Genomic DNA, 17,274 nt, shown 5'->3' with positions numbered 1-17,274 from the left:
TGCGATTGCGCCCTGACCGTCGGGCGGGCGTCATTATTTTGTCTGATTCAGTACCAGCAACAGCGCTGCCGTTTGCGCGTCCGGCGTGCCGTCGAAGCGCGAAGGGCGGAAGTGCATCTGGAAGGCAGCGAGGACGTGACGTGTCGCGACATCGAGTTCGCCGGTCTGCGGCGTGTCGTAGCCCAAGTGCGCCAATTGCGCCTGGAACCAGCTGATGCTCGGCAGCTCGCCGCTGTTGAACAGCATTTGCTGGTGCGCAACCGCCGCTTCGTTGGGCCACACGCCCAAGCCTTCAGCGGCAAGACGTTTCCATGGGAACAACGGGCCCGGGTCGAGTTTGCGCAGCGGTGCGATGTCGCTGTGACCGATGATGTGGCGCGGACTGATGCCGTTGCGCTTGCTGATGTCCTTGAGCAGGGCGATCAGCGATTGAATCTGCGCTTCGCTGTACGGGTACCATAGACGCCCGGTCGGGGTGTCCTTGAAGCCCGGATTGACGATTTCGATGCCGATCGAACTGGAATTGAGCCAGGTGCGGCCCTGCCATTGGCTTTCGCCGGCGTGCCAGGCGCGCTGGTTTTCATCCATCAGTTTGTACACCGTGCCGCCCTTGTCGTCGCCGATCAGGTAGTGGCTGCTGACTTCGCCGTGCGTCAGCAACTGCAGCGAGCGCTCGAGCGACGCCGAGGTGTAATGCACGATCACGAACTGGATGCGGCTGTCGTAATTGGCCGAAGGATGACTGGTGTCGTAACGCGGAGCGCTGGCGCAACCGGCTAGAACGAGCAGCGAGGCGAGAAGGGCAAAGAATTTCATGGCAGAAGGCAATACACGCAAGACAATAATGCAACAGTGTAACGTACTGCCTTGCGTCTCGACGGTCAGCGGGCGGATTTAAACAAAATGGAACAATTTGCTCAGCCCAGCTCGACCCGGTTGCGTCCTGCGTTTTTCGCCCGGTACAGCGCCTGATCGGCTCTTTTCAGTACCAGATCGCTGTGTTCTCCAGCCCTGAATGTCGCCAGCCCCATGGAAACGGTGATCGTCACCCGCTCGCCCTTGAAGTGAAACGGGCAGGCCTCGATGGCTGCGCGCAGAGTTTCCAATAGTTTTGCGCCGACCGCTGGCGGAGTGGCCGGCAGTAGCAAAACGAACTCCTCACCGCCGAAACGGGCGATAAAATCGGAGCCGCGCAGGCGTTTGCGCAGCACGGTGGCGATGATTTTCAGCACCTTGTCGCCGGCCAAGTGACCGTAGTTGTCGTTGATCCGTTTGAAGTGATCGAGGTCGAGCATCGCCAGGCTCAAAGTGTTGCCGTGTTGCTGCCACTGCTTGATCTCATGTTCGAGGCGTTCGCTCCACGCGGCGCGGTTGGGCAGGCCGGTGAGCGGGTCGATCATGGCTTTCTGGCGTTGCACTTCAAGGTGTTCACGGAAGCCTTGGGCTTCCTGCTCCATGTGCGCGACGCGCTCGGACAGGCTTTTGAGCCGTGTCGCCACTTCCTGCTCGCGGGCGTCACGCTGCTTCTGGTGCTGATCCATGGTGCCGAGCAGGCCTTCCAGATGGTTCTCCAGGACTTGCTTGAGGTCATCCAGATCCGCCGCTTCCTGAACGCTGGTCTGCAAGCCGTCGACTTGCTCGCGGATCTGCGTGTCCATGGCCCGGGCCGCCGAGCTGTTGTCGGCATGGCCCTCGCTGGCGGCTTGCAGATTGCTTTGAAACGCTTCGAGGCGTTCGTTGAGCTGCTGCAGGTAGGCTTCGAATTCGTGTTGCCCGCTGTCGGTGATCGCCAGCATCAAGGTAGCGAGATCGTCGAGGATCGGGATCAGCTCGTACCAGTTCAAACCGTGTTTGAGGCGGTCGCGCATCGCTTCGGCTTGCGGGCGGTGGCGCTCTGGCAGGGTCAGGTCGTCGAGGAGGCCGATCAGGGTGTCTTCGATGTGCTTGGCCACGGAGCTGTAAGACGGCTCCGGGGTATCAGGCAGGGCGAACAGGATGTCGTGTTCGGATTGCTCCGGATCAATGGCGGCCAACGCCTGCGCGATGGGTTCGGGCAGGGGCAGGCTGTCGAGGATCAGCGATGTCGGGTCGCCGGGGTGGATCAATTCGTCGGGGTTGAAGCTGGAGGCCATCACTGGCGTCGGCGTGACAATGGGTGCAACGACGGCTTCAGATCTGGCCTGTGCAGCTTCCGTCGTGATGGGCGCTGCTTCGCTGGCGACAGGGGGTGGTTCAAACGCAACCACGTCAGGTTCGGGCTGAGGCTCCGAACGCGGCGCAGGTGTTTCAGTCGCGGGCTCGGGTTGTTTGCTCACGGGAGCGGTGATGACCGGCTCTGCATCTGCGGCGGCTTGCACGGGCGCGGATTCTGGCTCGGCTTCGGACGCGACAGGCGCCTGCACCTCACGTGGTGCCGGAGCTGGAGCTTCTGCGCTTGGGGCCTGCGCTTCTTCGCTGTCACGACCACCAAACAACCGCTGCAACAATCCCGGGCGTCCCGTTTCGGCAGGCGTTTCGAGCTGACTCAAGGCCTTGCCCTGCAGTCCACTGAGTTCACTCAGCAGTAAGGGCATTTCCCGCGCCGAACCGACGCGGCCATCCAGCTGTTTGGCGAATTTCTTCAGCGGCTGGGCGACTTCCCGTGGCAGCGGCAGCGCCTGCAACTGGGTGACCAGCGAGGTCAGCGCGGTACTGACTTGATCGATACGGGTTTCGCGACGCTGCTCGGAATCGAGCACGGCTTTTTCCAGGCGCGGCAGGAGGGCGGCGAGGCCGGCGTCCATGTCGTCGGTGCGCACTACATCGCGCATCTCTTTCATGCACTGATCAACGACCTTGTCGGTGCCCTCAGCGGCTAGCGTGCTGCGCACCAGACCACGACGCAGCAAGTCGAGCCGGGCGGCCCAGCGGCGTTCGAGCTTGTCCTGCTGTTCGATGCTTTTGAGGTATTTCTCTTTCCAGCGCTGGGTTTCGTCGCTCATTCAGGGGTTCCGCGAGGGTCAGGACTCAACGCGGGCAATGCATCGGCCGTGAGCGAACCCGGCAGACGAATCTCTACCGCGACCGGCAGGTGATCTGAAATGGGATGCGCCAGCACTTCGACCTTTTCCAGGGTCAGGGTCGGGCTGAGCAAAATATGATCAAGGCAACGCTGAGGACGCCAGCTGGGGAATGTCGCTTCCACCTGCGGGGCCAGCAGGCCGAGATCGCGTAACGGGGAATGTTGTAGCAGATCGCTGGCATGGGTGTTCATGTCACCCATCAACACTTGGTGTTTATAACCACCGATCAGCTCACGAATATAGGCCAGTTGCAGGCTGCGGGTTCGGGCGCCAAGGGCGAGGTGCATCATCACCACTACGAGCGCTTCCGGGCCTTCGCCGAAGCGCAACAGGATCGCGCCGCGACCTTTCGGGCCGGGCAGCGGGTGATCTTCAATCGCCGACGGTTTCAGGCGACTGAGCACGCCGTTGCTGTGCTGGGCCAGTCGGCCAAGGTTGCGATTGAGTTGTTGATACCAGTAAGGGAAGGCGCCGAGCTGGGCGAGGTGTTCGACCTGGTTGACGTAGCCTGAACGCAGGCTGCCGCCGTCGGCTTCCTGCAGGGCAACCAGATCGAAGTCGCCAAGCAAGTCGCCGATCTTTTGCAAGTTGCCTGAGCGCCCGTTGTGCGGCAGCAGATGCTGCCAGCTGCGGGTCAGGTAATGCCGATAGCGCTCGGTGCTGATGCCGACCTGGATATTGAAACTGAGCAAGCGCAGACGCTGGTATGCCGGCAAGCCAGTCGATGCCAGGTGATGCTCGTTGACCTGCGGATCATGCAGGCCAACGATGCGTTCGGACTTCCAGCGGCGCATGGCGGTTGCCGCGCTTAGTTGGCAACAGCCTTGGTTGCCGCTCGCTCTTTGGCGACCAGTTGGTCAGCCAGTTGCAGCGCTTGCTCGGCACCACCGGCAGAGCCGATGTCGAAACGATACTTACCGTTGACGATCATGGTTGGAACGCCAGTGATTTCGTACTTCTTGGCCAGTTCGCGAGCTTTTACGATCTGACCCTTGATAGCGAACGAGTCGAAGGTGGCGAGGAACTTGTCCTTGTCCACGCCTTGAGTGGCGAGGAAGTCAGCCATGTCGTTCTTGTCGGTCAGCTTTTTGTGTTCTTTCTGGATCGCGTTGAATACGGCAGCGTGAACCTTGTGCTCAACGCCCATCGCTTCGAGGGTCAGGAACATTTGGCCGTGTGCATCCCACGGGCCGCCGAACATGGCAGGAATGCGCACGAAGTTCACGTCCTTGGGCAGTTTTTCAACCCATGGATTGATCACCGGCTCAAAGGCGTAGCAGTGCGGGCAGCCGTACCAGAACAGCTCGACCACTTCGATCTTGCCAGGCTCTGCAACCGGTACCGGGTTGGCCAGCTCGACGTAAGGGGCGGCTGGTGCTTCGGCGGCTTGAGCGGTCACGCCGAACAGGCTGGCAGCGACGAGGGCGGCGCTGATGATCAGATTACGCATGCTTTACTCCTGGACAATTTGGGTCGCCTCGCGCGACCTGTTTTCAGACAGATCCTGGCGGGCATGAGTTCTGTAGTGTAACGGTAGCGGCCACAAAAAAGGGCGGCCTAAGCCACCCTTTTTATACTTGCTGCGACGGATTAATCGAGCGTTAACATTGCAGGAGATGTCAGTCCCTTGCAGGGCTCGATCCGCAGCCTTTAGTGCAGGCCTTGAATGTAGCTGGCGACTGCGGCGATGTCTTCGTCGCTCAGGCGCTTGGCGATGGTCTGCATGGTCATGGTGTCGCCGTCGTTGGTGCGGCCGCCTTCTTCCTTGCGGAAATCGGTCAATTGCTTGGTGATGTATTGAGCGTGTTGGCCACCGAGGTGCGGGAAACCGGCAGCGGCATTGCCCGCGCCATTCGGCGAGTGACAGCCAGTGCAGGCTGGCAGGCCCTTGGCCAGATTGCCGCCTCGGAACAGCGCTTCACCGCGCGCGACGATCTTCGGATCGGCGGCGCCGACGCTGCCTTGCTGGCTGGCGAAGTAGGCGGCGATGTCGGCCAGATCCTGATCGCTCAGGTTGGTCAGCAATCCGGTCATTTCCAGAACCGTGCGCTTGCCCGATTTGATGTCGTGCAGTTGCTTGGTCAGGTAGCGTTCACCTTGACCGGCCAGTTTCGGAAAGTTTGGCGCCATGCTGTTGCCGTCCGGGCCATGGCAGGCTCCACAGACGGCGGCTTTCGCCTGGCCCGCTGCGGCATCACCGGCAGCATGGGCGAAGCCTGAGATTCCCACGGTCAACAGCAGACTCACGATCAATTTGTTCATCAGCTAATCCAACTACGGCTAAGGGTTAAGTTATGGACCGGGCTTACTCGCTCATCCAAAGGATGATGGCTTGGTAATCCTCGGCACTGCAGTCCATGCACAAACCACGCGGCGGCATCGCCTTGAAACCCTGGGTCACGTGTTGCACCAGCGTCCCCATACCTTTCGCCAACCTCGGCGTCCAAGCTTCCTGATCGCCTCTTTTGGGCGCCATGGGTAGTTGGCCGGAATGACAGGCACCACAAACACGGTTGTACACAGCTTCCGGATCCTGTGTAGCCTGTGCGCTGTAAAGCGGCATCAAGACTCCGGCAGCCAGCAGCCATTTCGTCATAAAACGACCTTTTCAGGGTTGAGAGCGTTCTGCGTTCTAATGCGCAATCAAGGTCTGTCGCTCTCGTGAACTTCATCCTACGCTGGGACAAAGCACACACAAAATCTGCGGCATTATATACTGGCGTCACTGAAACGGAAGCGACACCGCGTTCCGCGCCCAATCCCGGCGCCGCCCACATCGGAAATCCCATGCAACTCAAGAATCCCATCCTCGGCCTGTGCCAACAGTCCACATTCATGCTCAGTGCCGCCAAAGTCGATCAATGCCCTGACGACGAAGGCTTCGAAGTGGCGTTTGCCGGTCGTTCCAACGCCGGCAAATCCAGCGCACTGAACACCCTGACTCACGCCAGCCTGGCGCGTACCTCGAAAACTCCGGGTCGCACACAGCTGTTGAACTTCTTCAAGCTAGACGAAGATCGGCGTCTGGTCGACCTGCCGGGCTACGGTTACGCAAAAGTCCCGATCCCGCTGAAGATGCACTGGCAGCGTCACCTTGAGGCTTACCTCGGTGGCCGCGAGAGTTTGAAGGGTTTGATTCTGATGATGGATATCCGTCATCCAATGACCGACTTCGACCTGCTGATGCTCGACTGGGCCGTTGCGGCCGGCATGCCGATGCACATCCTGCTGACCAAGGCTGACAAGCTGACCTACGGCGCAGCCAAGAACACTCTGCTCAAAGTGCAGTCGGAAATCCGCAAAGGTTGGGGTGATTTGGTCACCATCCAGCTGTTCTCGGCGCCAAAACGCATGGGCCTGGAAGAGGCCTACACTGTATTGGCAGGCTGGATGGAACTGGCTGACAAAGGCGCTGAATTGCCTGCTGAGTAAATCGCAGGCAAAAAAAGCCCCGGATTTCATTGGGGAGGGAGAAATTCCGGGGTTTAAGTTCCGAACCGCTAGGGCGGGGTTCAGATATCTGCCAACACTTAACACAACATAGGAGCATCGAAGGGCTTCACCAGCCATTCAGTATCTCTGAGTGGTGTCCTTCCAGATTAGTTCAGATTTTTTTCAAAAAGCTTTGGAATAATCCCCAGCGCTTTTCGAAATAAGCAGGTTTTACCGGCGCTGCCGCGACATCAGGTCGCGGCAGACCGAGATCAACTGGCTCAGTGAGCTTCATCCCAATTGTTGCCCACGCCGACTTCGACCAGCAGCGGTACATCCAGTTTCGCCGCTTCGCTCATGTGCACGCGGATCTCGGCGCTGACCTGTTCGACCAGATCTTCGCGAACCTCCAGCACCAGTTCATCGTGCACCTGCAGAATGACTCTGGCGTCCAGCCCGGACGTGGCCAGCCAGTTATCCACTGCGACCATGGCTTTCTTGATGATGTCGGCAGCCGTGCCCTGCATCGGCGCGTTGATCGCCGTGCGCTCGGCGGCGGCGCGTTCCTGCGGCTTGTTCGAGTTGATCTCCGGCAGGTACAGACGACGACCGAAGAACGTCTCGACATAACCCTGATCCGCCGCCTGTGCGCGGGTGCGATCCATGTACTCGCGAACCCCAGGATAACGGGCGAAGTAGGTATCGATGTAAGCCTTGGCGGTCTTGGTGTCGACGCCGATGTCCTTGCCGAGTTTCTGCGCGCCCATGCCGTAGATCAGACCGAAGTTGATCGCCTTGGCCCCACGACGCTGGTCCGAGCTCACTTCGTTGAGTTCGACCTTGAACACTTCGGCAGCGGTCGCGGTGTGCACGTCCAGATTGTTGCGGAAGGCATTCATCAAGCCTTCGTCCTTGGACAGGTGCGCCATGATCCGCAGCTCGATCTGCGAATAGTCAGCCGCCAGCAGCTTGTAGCCTTTCGGCGCGACGAACGCCTGACGGATACGCCGGCCTTCAGCGGTACGCACCGGGATGTTCTGCAGGTTCGGATCACTGGAGGACAAGCGACCGGTCGACGCTACAGCCTGATGATACGAGGTGTGAATACGCCCGGTGCGCGGGTTGATCTGCTCCGGCAGACGATCGGTGTAGGTGCTTTTTAGCTTGCTCATCGAACGGTGCTCCATCAGCACCTTCGGCAAGCGGTGATCGTCTTCGGCGAGTTTCGCCAGCACTTCTTCAGCGGTGGACGGCTGACCCTTGGCGGTTTTTTTCAGCACCGGCAGGCCGAGTTTCTCGTAGAGAATCACGCCCAGTTGTTTCGGCGAGCCAAGGTTGAATTCTTCCCCGGCGATCTCGAACGCTTCGCGCTCCAGCGCAACCATTTTGTTGCCCAGCTCAATGCTCTGGATGCCCAGCAGTTCAGCGTCAACGAAGGCGCCTTGGCGCTCGATGCGCGCCAACACTGGCACCAGCGGAATTTCGATGTCGGTCAGCACGCTGGCCAGACTCGGGATGGCGCTGAGCTTTTCGAACAAAGTCTGGTGCAAACGCAGCGTGATGTCGGCGTCTTCGGCGGCGTAGGGCCCGGCCTGTTCCAGCGCGATCTGATCGAAAGTCAGCTGCTTGGCGCCTTTGCCGGCGATGTCCTGAAAGCTCACGGTGCTGTGATCCAGGTACTTCTGCGCGAGGCTGTCCATGTCGTGGCGGGTGGCGGTGGAATTGAGCACATAGGACTCAAGCATCGTGTCGAAGGCGATGCCGCGCACGGTGATGCCTTGGGTCTGATCGCCGCCGATGGCGCAGTTGGCGAGGATATTCATATCGAACTTGGCGTGCTGGCCGACCTTGAGCTTGCTCGGGTCTTCCAGAATCGGCTTGAGCGCGCGCAGCACGGTGTCGCGATCCAGCTGCTCCGGCACGCCGATGTAGGAGTGGGTCAGCGGGATGTACGCGGCTTCGTTGGCCTGCACAGCGAATGACAAACCGACCAGTTGCGCCTGCTGCGCGTCGATGCCGGTGGTTTCGGTGTCGAAGGCGAACAGCTTGGCGTTGTTCAACTTTTCCAGCCAGACAGCAAAACGCGCCTGATCGAGGATGGTTTCGTAAGCGGCTTCGGTCGGCGCGGCGGGAGTTTCGATATCTGGCGCGCTGAACAGATCACCGGCCGGCGCAGGCTCTGCGGCCGCGCTCAATTCCAGACGTTTGGCGTCGCGATCCAGATCGTTGATCCAGCTCTTGAATTCCAGCAGCGAGTACAACTCGTAGAGCTTGGCCGGGTCTTCCGCGCCCATTTGCAAGTCATCGAGTTCGATGTCCAGCGGCACGTCGATCTTGATGGTCGCCAGTTGATAGGAGAGGAACGCCATCTCCTTGTGCTCTTCGAGCTTGGCCGGCAGGGTTTTCGCGCCGCGAATCGGCAGCGTCGGGACGATGTCCAGATTGGCGTACAGCTCGGTGAGGCCACCGTTGACGCCGACCAGCAGACCGGAAGCCGTCTTCGGGCCGATGCCCGGAACGCCCGGAATGTTGTCGGACGAATCGCCCATCAGCGCCAGATAATCGATGATCTGCTCCGGTGCGACGCCGAATTTCTCCTTCACGCCCTCCACGTCCATTGAGCTACCGGACATGGTGTTGACCAAGGTAATGTGGCCGTCGACCAGTTGCGCCATGTCCTTGTCGCCGGTGGAGATGACCACCGGGCGATCCGCCGCCGCGCTGCTGCGGGCGAGGGTGCCGATGACGTCGTCGGCCTCGACGCCTTCTACGCACAGCAGCGGGAAACCGAGGGCGATCACGCTCTGGTGCAGCGGCTCGATCTGCACGCGCATGTCGTCGGGCATGCTTGGGCGGTTGGCTTTATATTCGGCGTACATCTCATCGCGAAATGTCCCACCCTTGGCGTCGAACACCACGGCGAACGGGCTGTCCGGGTACTGCTTGCGCAGACTCTTGAGCATGTTCAGCACGCCTTTGACCGCACCGGTCGGCAGGCCTTTGGAGGTGGTCAGTGGTGGCAGCGCGTGAAAGGCGCGGTACAGGTAAGACGAACCGTCCACCAGGACGAGGGGGGCTTGGCTCATGAGCAGGATCAACCTTTTCGGCGGGTCCGGCGCTAGAATAGCGGGACCGTTGACGACAAAGGGACAAGGTTATCATGCGTACGTTAAATCGCTTGCTGCTGGTCGGTCTGATTGCTGCCTCACCGTTGGCCGCGATGGCGGCGGATGATGCGCCCGCTTCGGAACCGGAAGTTACGATCAACACGCACACGGAAGGCGACAAGGTCATTCAGGAATACAGTCGCAGTGGCTTCGTCTACGCGATCAAGGTCACGCCGAAGGGTGGCAAACCGTATTTTCTGGTGCGCGCCGATGGTTCGGACGCGAACTACATTCGCTCCGACCAGCCGGATATGCTGATTCCGTCGTGGGAAATCTTTACCTGGAAGTAAGATTCCCGACTTTTAATCGGCGTCGCCTGATCGCGACGCCTGAACTGAGCAGTTTTTAACCATGTCTGTGTTCACTCCCCTGGCTCGGCCCGAGCTGGAAACCTTTCTCGCCCCTTACGGGCTTGGCCGTCTGCTTGATTTCCAGGGGATCGCCGCCGGCAGCGAAAACACCAATTTCTTTATCAGCCTGGAACAGGGCGAATTCGTCCTGACCCTGGTCGAGCGCGGCCCGGTGCAGGAGATGCCGTTCTTCATCGACCTGCTCGACGTCCTCCATGAAGCGGATTTACCGGTGCCGTACGCACTGCGCACCACCGACGGCGTGGCGCTGCGTGAGCTGAAAGGCAAACCGGCGCTGCTGCAGCCGCGCCTGTCCGGCAAGCACATCAAGGTCGCCAATGCCCAGCATTGCGTGCAGGTCGGCGAATTGCAGGCGCATCTGCACTTGGCGACCCAAGGCGAGCGCATGATCAAGCGCAAGACTGATCGAGGCCTGGACTGGATGCTGGAGGAGGGCAACGAGTTGCTCTCGCATCTGGGCGATGAGCCGCGTGCGTTGCTGCAAAAGGCTTTGGATGAAATCACCGAGCGCAAAGACAAGATCCTCGCGCTGCCACGGGCAAACATTCACGCCGACCTGTTCCGCGATAACGCGATGTTCGAAGGCACCCACCTGACCGGGCTGATCGACTTCTACAACGCCTGCTCGGGGCCGATGTTGTATGACGTGGCGATTGCCTTGAACGACTGGTGTTCGGACGAGGACGGCTTGATCGATGGGCCGCGTGCGCGCGCGTTCCTTGGCGCCTATGCAGCGCTGCGCCCGTTCACGGCGGCGGAGGCTGAGTTGTGGCCGACCATGCTGCGCGTGGCCTGTGTGCGGTTCTGGCTGTCGCGGCTGATCGCGGCGGAGCAGTTTGCCGGGCAGGATGTGCTGATTCACGATCCGAAAGAGTTTGAGCAGCGCTTGGCGCAGCGGCAGCGGGTTGATACACCGCTACTGTTCGCTCTTTAACAGCTTCGTCGGAATGCCGCCCGGAGCAGGCTCGCTCCCACAGGATTTCGGTGATCCTGTGGGAGCGAGCCTGCTCGCGAATGGGAGCAATACCGATGCCGGGGTTATAGAGATTCCAGGCACCCGGCCAGATCGTTACCCAACTTCTCCAGCACTTGCTCATAGCCCTGAGCCGTTGCCGGTGTATACCCGCCCAACGCATCCAGCTCAGCCAGTTTCACTGGCAGGCCCGCCACCAAAGTCTCCGCCAGACGCGGACGCAACGGCGGCTCGCTGAACACACAAGTCTTGCCCACTTCCTGCAAGCGCTTGCGCATCGCCGCGACATGCTGCGCGCCCGGCTGCACTTCCGCCGCCACGCTGAACACACCGGTGTGCTTCAGGCCATAAGCTTCTTCAAAATAATCGAACGCCTCGTGAAAGACGAAGTACGGCTTGCCTTCAACACTGGCCAGACGCTGCTTCAAACGCTGATCCAGCGCATCCAGACGCGCGTCAAACGCCTTGGCATTGCTCTGATAACGCTCGGCGTTGGCAGGATCGGCGGCGCTGAGGTCTGCGGCCATCTTGTCGGCGATTACCCGCGCATTCACCGGCGACAGCCACAAATGCGCATCCAGCGTGCCCGGGCGGTGATCGTGATCATGCTCGTCGGCGTCTTCGGCGTGGGAGTGGCTGTCTTCGGCGAAACGGCGCAGCTTCATCCCCGGTAGATCCTGCACCGCCACGCTTGGCAGCGTACGACCATTCAGCACGCGCGGCAGGAAACCTTCCATGTCCGGGCCGATCCAGTAGAGCAGATCGACCGATTGCACCTTCCGTACGTCGGATGGCCGCAAGGCGTAATTGTGCGGCGAGGCACCCGGCGGCAGCAGCACTTCGGGAATCGCCACGCCGTCCTGCACGGCTGCTGCAATCAGCTGCAACGGTTTGATGCTGGTGAGGACTTTGACCTCGGCCTGAGCCGAACCGATCAGCAGAAAACTGGCGACAAAAGCCACAAAAACAGAAAAAAGTCGGGACACGATGACCACTCAAGGAGGCGAGAACGGGTAACATAATAACGTCTCTATCAAAACTCGTCGCCGCCCATGCCTATTACACCGATTGCCAGCCGTCCCCACGACCACTCTCATTGCGTACACAGCGCTTTGTCCGAGGCCGATACCTTGTGCGCCCAGAAAGGCTTGCGCCTGACCGCATTGCGCCGCCGGGTGCTGGAATTGGTGTGGCAAAGCCACAAACCATTGGGCGCCTACGACATTCTCGCCGTGCTCAGCGAGCAGGACGGCCGCCGCGCCGCACCGCCGACGGTGTACCGCGCGCTGGACTTCCTTTTGGAAAACGGCTTGGTGCATCGCATCTCCTCGCTGAACGCCTTCGTTGGCTGCGTGCACCCGGAACACGCGCATCAGGGCCAGTTCCTGATCTGCCGCGATTGCCACGCTGCCATCGAGCTTGAGCAAAAAGTGATCAGCGACGCGATCATCAACAGCGCCAAAGACGTCGGTTTCATCGTCGAAGCACAAACCGTCGAAGTCGTCGGCCTGTGCTCCGGTTGCCAGGGGGCTTGATGAGCAATGCGCTGATCCGTCTGGAACAGGTCGCCGTCACGTTTGCCGGGCAGATCGTGCTGGACAACATCGAGCTGAGCGTCGAGCCGGGGCAGATCGTCACCCTGATTGGCCCCAACGGCGCCGGCAAAACCACGCTGGTGCGTGCCGTGCTCGGGCTGTTGAAGCCGGACAGCGGCAGCGTCTGGCGCAAGCCGAAACTGCGCGTCGGCTACATGCCGCAAAAACTTCACGTCGATCCGACCTTGCCGCTCTCAGTGCTGCGTTTTCTGCGCCTGGTGCCGGGCGTTGATCGCCCGCGTGCGCTGGCCGCGTTGAAAGAAGTCGGCGCCGAGCACGTCATCGACAGCCCGGTGCAGAGCGTTTCCGGCGGTGAAATGCAGCGCGTGCTGCTCGCTCGTGCACTGCTGCGCGAGCCGGAATTGCTGGTGCTCGATGAGCCGGTGCAAGGGGTCGACGTCGCTGGCCAGGCCGAGTTGTACAGCCTGATCACCCGTCTGCGCGACCGCCATGGCTGCGGCGTGTTGATGGTGTCCCACGATTTGCATTTGGTGATGAGCACCACCGATCAGGTGGTCTGCCTCAACCGTCACGTCTGCTGCTCCGGGCATCCCGAGCAGGTCAGCGGCGATCCGGCCTTTGTCGAGTTGTTCGGCAAGAACGCGCAAAGCCTCGCGGTCTATCACCACCATCATGACCACGCTCACGACCTGCACGGTTCGGTGGTCAAAGGGCCGGTCATTGGCCAACCTCACGTTCACGGAGACAACTGCAAGCATGGCTGATTTTCTGTTGTATGCCCTGCTTGCAGGTCTGGCGCTGGCCTTGGTGGCCGGGCCGCTCGGTTCGTTTGTGGTCTGGCGGCGCATGGCTTATTTCGGCGACACCCTGTCCCATGCCGCGCTGCTCGGTGTGGCGCTGGGCTTTTTGCTGGATGTCAGCCCGACCGTTGCGGTCACCGTTGGCTGCCTGCTGCTGGCGGTGCTGCTGGTGACGCTTCAACAGCGGCAACCGCTGGCGTCCGACACGCTTTTGGGAATTCTCGCACCCAGCACGCTCTCTCTCGGCCTGGTGGTACTAAGCTTCATGCATGAAGTGCGGATCGACCTGATGGCCTATCTGTTCGGCGACCTGCTGGCGATCAGCCCGACTGATTTGGCGTGGATCCTCGGCGGCAGCGCGGCGGTGTTGGTGTTGTTGGTGACGTTGTGGCGGCCATTGCTGGCGATCACCGTGCACGAAGAGCTGGCCAAGGTCGAAGGCCTGCCGGTTGCAGGTCTGCGCATGGCGCTGATGCTGTTGATCGCAGTGGTGATCGCGGTGGCGATGAAAATCGTCGGTGTGTTGCTGATTACCTCGCTGTTGATCATCCCGGCGGCTGCGGCACAGCGTCACGCCCGTTCGCCAGAGCAGATGGCCGTGGGCGCGAGCCTACTGGGCATGCTCGCCGTGGGTGGCGGGCTGGCGCTGTCGTGGTTCAAGGACACCCCGGCGGGGCCGTCCATCGTTGTGACGGCGGCCGCACTGTTTCTGTTGAGTTTTGTTCTGCCCCGTCGTGGGGTGTAGACTTGGCCGCTTTTTGCGCAATTAGAGAGTCGCAGGAATGAAGCCGTTCGCCTCCCGTTATCTGCTCCTTGTCGCATTTTCAGTGCTACTGGGCGCCTGCCAAAGCACGCCGCCGGTGGCTGAAGTCCCCGATGCGCGGGCTACGGCCATCGCACAGCTGGAGCAAAACCTGGCCAGCAGCGAATTGGCCACTGCCGAAGACCAATTGGCTGCTTTGCAGAAAGAAACCCCAAACGACGCATCCCTTGAGCAATACCAGCGGCAATTGGCCGAGGCCTATCTGCGTCGCAGCCAGATTGTGCTGCAGAAGGGTGATGTGAATGCCGCCGCCACGGCGTTGAGCCGTGCCCGCGCATTGATGCCGAAAGCACCGGCGCTGACCGGTGGCGTGAATGGCGCCATCACTGAAGCGCGCAAGGCTGAGCTAGAGAAGGCTGAAGCTGCACTGCTGGCCGCCGAGGCCAAGCCGAAAGCCAAGGTGATCGATCCGACCGCCGAGAGCACCACGGTTGCGTTGAACATCACCGATAGCCGCAAACTTCGCCGGCAACTGGATGCGATCGCCGCTGATGTGGTGAATTATGAGTGTGGGGTGACCATCCAGGCACCACGGACCAATGACTATCCATGGTTGGCGACGTTGCTGACCAAACGGGTGAAGAAACTCAACCCGGATTTTGATCTGAAGGTTGAGAAGCAGACCGTGCGCACCGTACCGGCGCAGATGGTTCTGAGTCCCCGTAAACCGTAAAAAAGATCGCAACCCCCGGCAGCTCCTACACAGTCATTCCCGGTAGGAGCTGCCGAAGGCTGCGATCTTTTGCTTTTAAGCCGGAATGGCTTTCGCCTTAGGCTCCCGCGCCCAAACCCGATGCTGCCCGATCGCAGCAAAGAACGGCTTGGTCAACGCCGGCACATCCTTGCCCTGCAGCAACCCCGCATCCGCTTCAAGTTTCAGCAGATCCTGCAACTGCTTGGCATCCCCGTGCAGCGCAATCGCCTTCAAGTGCTTGTACGCCTCCAGCAGGTAATGCAACGCCACACCGTCGCCGCTCAACGCTTTGATCGACGCCGCGCCACCCGGCACAAACACCGCATCGAAGATCACCGACGGCATGCCTTCCATCGAAGCATCCACTGGCAGGCTTTTACCGTCTGCGGTTTTCACCGGCGCCGATGTCGGGCCGAGCAACTTGGCATGCGCACCTTCCGCCGCCAATGCCTTCTTCATCGCATCAATCGCCGCACCATCGACGCCGTTGGCAGCAAGAATCGCCACTTTTCGGGTTTTGATGTTCTCTGGCAACAAATTCGCCTGACTCAGCGACGGCGAGTGATCGAACGACACCTTGCGCACATCCACCGTGCCTTTGCTCGGCGCTGGCAGGCCCAGGTTGGCGGCGACACGCCTGGCCAGTTCCAGATCGATGTTGGCCAGAATCTCGTTCACCTCCCGCGCGCGGATGAACTCGCGTTCAACTTTGCCCAGCTCGAAGCTGTAGGCGGCAATGATGTGCTCTTTCTCGTGGTCACTCATGCTGTTGAAGAACAACGTTGCCTGGGAGAAGTGATCACTGAACGATTCGCTGCGCTGACGAATCTTGTTGGCGTCGATGCGCTCTGGATAACTTTCAAAACCACCGTCCTGCGCGGCTGGCGGGGTTTCTTTCGGCCAGCCACCATCGATCGAGTTCGGCTCGTAAGACGCGCGACCCTTGTCGATCACCGTGCGGTGTTGCGCATCGCGCTGGCCGTTGTGGAACGGCGCCACCGGGCGGTTGATTGGCAGCTCATGAAAGTTCGGCCCACCGAGTCGGCTGATTTGCGTATCGGTGTAGGAAAACAGCCGACCTTGCAGCAGCGGATCGTTGGAGAAATCGATGCCCGGAACGATGTGGCCAGGGCAGAACGCGACCTGCTCGGTCTCGGCAAAGAAGTTGTCCGGGTTGCGGTTCAACGTCATTTTGCCCAGCGGCGTGATCGGCACGATTTCTTCAGGGATGAGTTTGGTCGGGTCAAGGATGTCGAAATCGAAGTCGTGCTCGTTTTCCTCTTCGATGATCTGAACGCCGAGTTCCCATTCCGGGTAGTCGCCCATCTCGATCGCTTCCCAGAGGTCGCGACGGTGGTAGTCGGTGTCTTTACCGGCGAGCTTCTGCGCCTCGTCCCACACCAGTGAGCAAGTGCCGGCAGTAGGGCGCCAGTGGAATTTGACGAAGCGCGATTTGCCCTCGGCGTTGATCAGCCGGAAGGTGTGCACGCCGAAGCCCTGCATGCTGCGCAGGCTTTTCGGGATTGCGCGGTCGGACATCGCCCAGATAACCATGTGCGCTGATTCAGGCACCAGCGAAACGAAATCCCAGAAGGTGTCGTGGGCCGAACCACCGGTAGGGATTTCATTGTGCGGCTCAGGTTTCACCGCGTGGACGAAGTCGGGAAACTTGATCGCGTCCTGAATGAAAAACACGGGCATGTTGTTGCCGACCAGGTCGAAGTTGCCCTCATCGGTAAAAAACTTCACCGCGAAGCCGCGTACGTCACGCACGGTGTCGCCGGAACCACGCGGGCCCTGCACCGTGGAAAAGCGCACAAACACCGGCGTCTTTTTCCCCGGATCCTGTAGGAAACCGGCCTTGGTCAGCTCCGAATGGTTCTCGTAGGCTTGAAAGAAACCGTGCGCGCCGGTGCCGCGCGCGTGGACGATGCGCTCCGGGATGCGTTCATGGTCAAAGTGCGTGATTTTTTCACGCATGATGAAGTCTTCAAGCAGCGATGGCCCGCGCGGGCCGGCCTTCAGGGTGTTCTGGTTGTCGGCGATCTTCACGCCCTGGTTGGTGCGCAGGGCCTGGCCGGTGGCGTCGGAGCGGAACTTCTCCAGGCTGTCGAGTTTGGCGTTGGTGTTGGCTCGATCCGGTGCATCGGTTCCGGCCATCTGGCTTTTGTCGGACGTAGGCTTCTTGCTCATCAGTCGTAAACTCCTCGGTTGACCCCGATGCTTGCCGGGGACTCTTGAGTGGTTCCCGGGCACGGCACCCAGGGTTTTCAAGTCGCTTAACTAGTGACTGATGAGGCACTCGGGGCGTTCCTTTTTTATGACCTTTGATCTTGTTATTGCCAAATTGAAGGTTAATCGCGAAATAAATGCTAAGAACCTCTATACGGACAGGC

General features: G+C 60.3%; 16 protein-coding genes. 7 read left to right on the top strand and 9 right to left on the bottom strand.

All coding sequences use genetic code 11. The features are described from left to right. Positions 1-33: 33 nt before the first annotated feature. The 6 genes from ACQ4OE_RS14105 to ACQ4OE_RS14080 all read right to left on the bottom strand — a co-directional run bounded on the left by ACQ4OE_RS14105 (position 34) and on the right by ACQ4OE_RS14080 (position 5,658). Positions 34-816, bottom strand: a complete 783-nt coding sequence (locus tag ACQ4OE_RS14105) for an N-acetylmuramoyl-L-alanine amidase (protein WP_430946975.1) — start codon at positions 814-816, stop codon at positions 34-36. A gap of 101 nt (positions 817-917) precedes the next feature. After that, positions 918-2,981: a diguanylate cyclase gene (locus ACQ4OE_RS14100; RefSeq protein ID WP_430946974.1), complete on the bottom strand. Its 2,064-nt coding sequence runs from the start codon at positions 2,979-2,981 to the stop codon at positions 918-920. Next, on the bottom strand, positions 2,978-3,856 hold the full coding sequence (locus ACQ4OE_RS14095) for an endonuclease/exonuclease/phosphatase family protein (RefSeq protein WP_430946973.1): 879 nt from the start codon (positions 3,854-3,856) through the stop codon (positions 2,978-2,980). The genes ACQ4OE_RS14100 and ACQ4OE_RS14095 overlap by 4 nt, the downstream gene beginning before the upstream one ends. Positions 3,857-3,870: 14 nt before the next feature. Beyond that, positions 3,871-4,512: a thiol:disulfide interchange protein DsbA/DsbL gene (locus ACQ4OE_RS14090; RefSeq protein WP_430946972.1), complete on the bottom strand. Its 642-nt coding sequence runs from the start codon at positions 4,510-4,512 to the stop codon at positions 3,871-3,873. A gap of 200 nt (positions 4,513-4,712) precedes the next feature. Further along, positions 4,713-5,324, bottom strand: coding sequence for a c-type cytochrome (locus tag ACQ4OE_RS14085; protein WP_122593137.1), 612 nt, complete (start codon positions 5,322-5,324; stop codon positions 4,713-4,715). A gap of 43 nt (positions 5,325-5,367) precedes the next feature. Continuing rightward, on the bottom strand, positions 5,368-5,658 hold the full coding sequence (locus ACQ4OE_RS14080) for a c-type cytochrome (RefSeq protein WP_038365005.1): 291 nt from the start codon (positions 5,656-5,658) through the stop codon (positions 5,368-5,370). A 191-nt stretch (positions 5,659-5,849) separates the two neighbouring features. Here ACQ4OE_RS14080 and yihA point away from each other — a divergent pair, with 191 nt between their 5' ends. Continuing rightward, on the top strand, positions 5,850-6,494 hold the full coding sequence (gene yihA, locus ACQ4OE_RS14075) for a ribosome biogenesis GTP-binding protein YihA/YsxC (RefSeq protein WP_016986445.1): 645 nt from the start codon (positions 5,850-5,852) through the stop codon (positions 6,492-6,494). Between the two features lie 281 nt (positions 6,495-6,775). Here yihA and polA read toward each other — a convergent pair whose 3' ends face one another. After that, on the bottom strand, positions 6,776-9,580 hold the full coding sequence (gene polA, locus ACQ4OE_RS14070; protein ID WP_430946971.1) for a DNA polymerase I: 2,805 nt from the start codon (positions 9,578-9,580) through the stop codon (positions 6,776-6,778). A 74-nt stretch (positions 9,581-9,654) separates the two neighbouring features. On the opposite strand from polA, the gene ACQ4OE_RS14065 reads away from it, so the two are divergent. Continuing rightward, positions 9,655-9,951 carry a DUF2782 domain-containing protein gene (locus ACQ4OE_RS14065; protein WP_122593142.1) on the top strand — a complete coding sequence of 99 codons (297 nt, stop codon included), beginning with the start codon at positions 9,655-9,657 and terminating at the stop codon, positions 9,949-9,951. A gap of 61 nt (positions 9,952-10,012) precedes the next feature. Further along, positions 10,013-10,966, top strand: a complete 954-nt coding sequence (locus tag ACQ4OE_RS14060) for a homoserine kinase (RefSeq protein ID WP_430946970.1) — start codon at positions 10,013-10,015, stop codon at positions 10,964-10,966. A 104-nt stretch (positions 10,967-11,070) separates the two neighbouring features. On the opposite strand, the gene ACQ4OE_RS14055 is transcribed toward ACQ4OE_RS14060, so the two are convergent. After that, complete coding sequence (locus ACQ4OE_RS14055; protein ID WP_082355434.1) at positions 11,071-11,991, bottom strand: zinc ABC transporter substrate-binding protein ZnuA; 921 nt, start codon at positions 11,989-11,991, stop codon at positions 11,071-11,073. Positions 11,992-12,057: 66 nt separating this feature from the next. Here ACQ4OE_RS14055 and ACQ4OE_RS14050 point away from each other — a divergent pair, with 66 nt between their 5' ends. Genes ACQ4OE_RS14050 through ACQ4OE_RS14035 form a run of 4 tightly spaced genes read left to right on the top strand, consistent with a single transcriptional unit; the run spans position 12,058 to position 14,857 of the window. Next, positions 12,058-12,540: a Fur family transcriptional regulator gene (locus ACQ4OE_RS14050; protein ID WP_007911760.1), complete on the top strand. Its 483-nt coding sequence runs from the start codon at positions 12,058-12,060 to the stop codon at positions 12,538-12,540. Beyond that, complete coding sequence (gene znuC, locus ACQ4OE_RS14045; protein ID WP_430946969.1) at positions 12,540-13,325, top strand: zinc ABC transporter ATP-binding protein ZnuC; 786 nt, start codon at positions 12,540-12,542, stop codon at positions 13,323-13,325. The genes ACQ4OE_RS14050 and znuC overlap by 1 nt, the downstream gene beginning before the upstream one ends. Continuing rightward, positions 13,318-14,106: a zinc ABC transporter permease subunit ZnuB gene (gene znuB / locus ACQ4OE_RS14040; RefSeq protein WP_430946968.1), complete on the top strand. Its 789-nt coding sequence runs from the start codon at positions 13,318-13,320 to the stop codon at positions 14,104-14,106. The genes znuC and znuB overlap by 8 nt, the downstream gene beginning before the upstream one ends. A 37-nt stretch (positions 14,107-14,143) precedes the next feature. Further along, positions 14,144-14,857, top strand: coding sequence for a PA5502 family lipoprotein (locus tag ACQ4OE_RS14035; RefSeq protein ID WP_430946967.1), 714 nt, complete (start codon positions 14,144-14,146; stop codon positions 14,855-14,857). Between the two features lie 75 nt (positions 14,858-14,932). On the opposite strand, the gene katE is transcribed toward ACQ4OE_RS14035, so the two are convergent. Further along, positions 14,933-17,074 (bottom strand): catalase HPII, encoded by a 2,142-nt coding sequence (gene katE / locus ACQ4OE_RS14030; RefSeq protein ID WP_430947066.1) that lies wholly within the window; start codon positions 17,072-17,074, stop codon positions 14,933-14,935. Between the last annotated feature and the right edge of the window lie 200 nt (positions 17,075-17,274).

This window comes from Pseudomonas sp. WC2, assembly GCF_050586545.1.
Classification (GTDB): domain Bacteria; phylum Pseudomonadota; class Gammaproteobacteria; order Pseudomonadales; family Pseudomonadaceae; genus Aquipseudomonas.
The sequence above is the reverse complement of the archived record's forward strand: the minus strand, read 5'-3'. Positions and strand labels throughout refer to the sequence as shown.

What these genes read in the sequence shown, in the direction of transcription:
- ACQ4OE_RS14100 (WP_430946974.1), bottom strand. Translation starts at nt 2,981, where the DNA reads ATGAGCGACGAAACCCAGCGCTGGAAAGAGAAATACCTCAAAAGCATC.
- ACQ4OE_RS14065 (WP_122593142.1), top strand. Translation starts at nt 9,655, where the DNA reads ATGCGTACGTTAAATCGCTTGCTGCTGGTCGGTCTGATTGCTGCCTCA.
- ACQ4OE_RS14090 (WP_430946972.1), bottom strand. Translation starts at nt 4,512, where the DNA reads ATGCGTAATCTGATCATCAGCGCCGCCCTCGTCGCTGCCAGCCTGTTC.
- znuB (WP_430946968.1), top strand. Translation starts at nt 13,318, where the DNA reads ATGGCTGATTTTCTGTTGTATGCCCTGCTTGCAGGTCTGGCGCTGGCC.
- ACQ4OE_RS14105 (WP_430946975.1), bottom strand. Translation starts at nt 816, where the DNA reads ATGAAATTCTTTGCCCTTCTCGCCTCGCTGCTCGTTCTAGCCGGTTGC.
- znuC (WP_430946969.1), top strand. Translation starts at nt 12,540, where the DNA reads ATGAGCAATGCGCTGATCCGTCTGGAACAGGTCGCCGTCACGTTTGCC.
- ACQ4OE_RS14080 (WP_038365005.1), bottom strand. Translation starts at nt 5,658, where the DNA reads ATGACGAAATGGCTGCTGGCTGCCGGAGTCTTGATGCCGCTTTACAGC.
- polA (WP_430946971.1), bottom strand. Translation starts at nt 9,580, where the DNA reads ATGAGCCAAGCCCCCCTCGTCCTGGTGGACGGTTCGTCTTACCTGTAC.
- ACQ4OE_RS14060 (WP_430946970.1), top strand. Translation starts at nt 10,013, where the DNA reads ATGTCTGTGTTCACTCCCCTGGCTCGGCCCGAGCTGGAAACCTTTCTC.
- ACQ4OE_RS14085 (WP_122593137.1), bottom strand. Translation starts at nt 5,324, where the DNA reads ATGAACAAATTGATCGTGAGTCTGCTGTTGACCGTGGGAATCTCAGGC.
- ACQ4OE_RS14050 (WP_007911760.1), top strand. Translation starts at nt 12,058, where the DNA reads ATGCCTATTACACCGATTGCCAGCCGTCCCCACGACCACTCTCATTGC.
- ACQ4OE_RS14095 (WP_430946973.1), bottom strand. Translation starts at nt 3,856, where the DNA reads ATGCGCCGCTGGAAGTCCGAACGCATCGTTGGCCTGCATGATCCGCAG.
- yihA (WP_016986445.1), top strand. Translation starts at nt 5,850, where the DNA reads ATGCAACTCAAGAATCCCATCCTCGGCCTGTGCCAACAGTCCACATTC.
- ACQ4OE_RS14035 (WP_430946967.1), top strand. Translation starts at nt 14,144, where the DNA reads ATGAAGCCGTTCGCCTCCCGTTATCTGCTCCTTGTCGCATTTTCAGTG.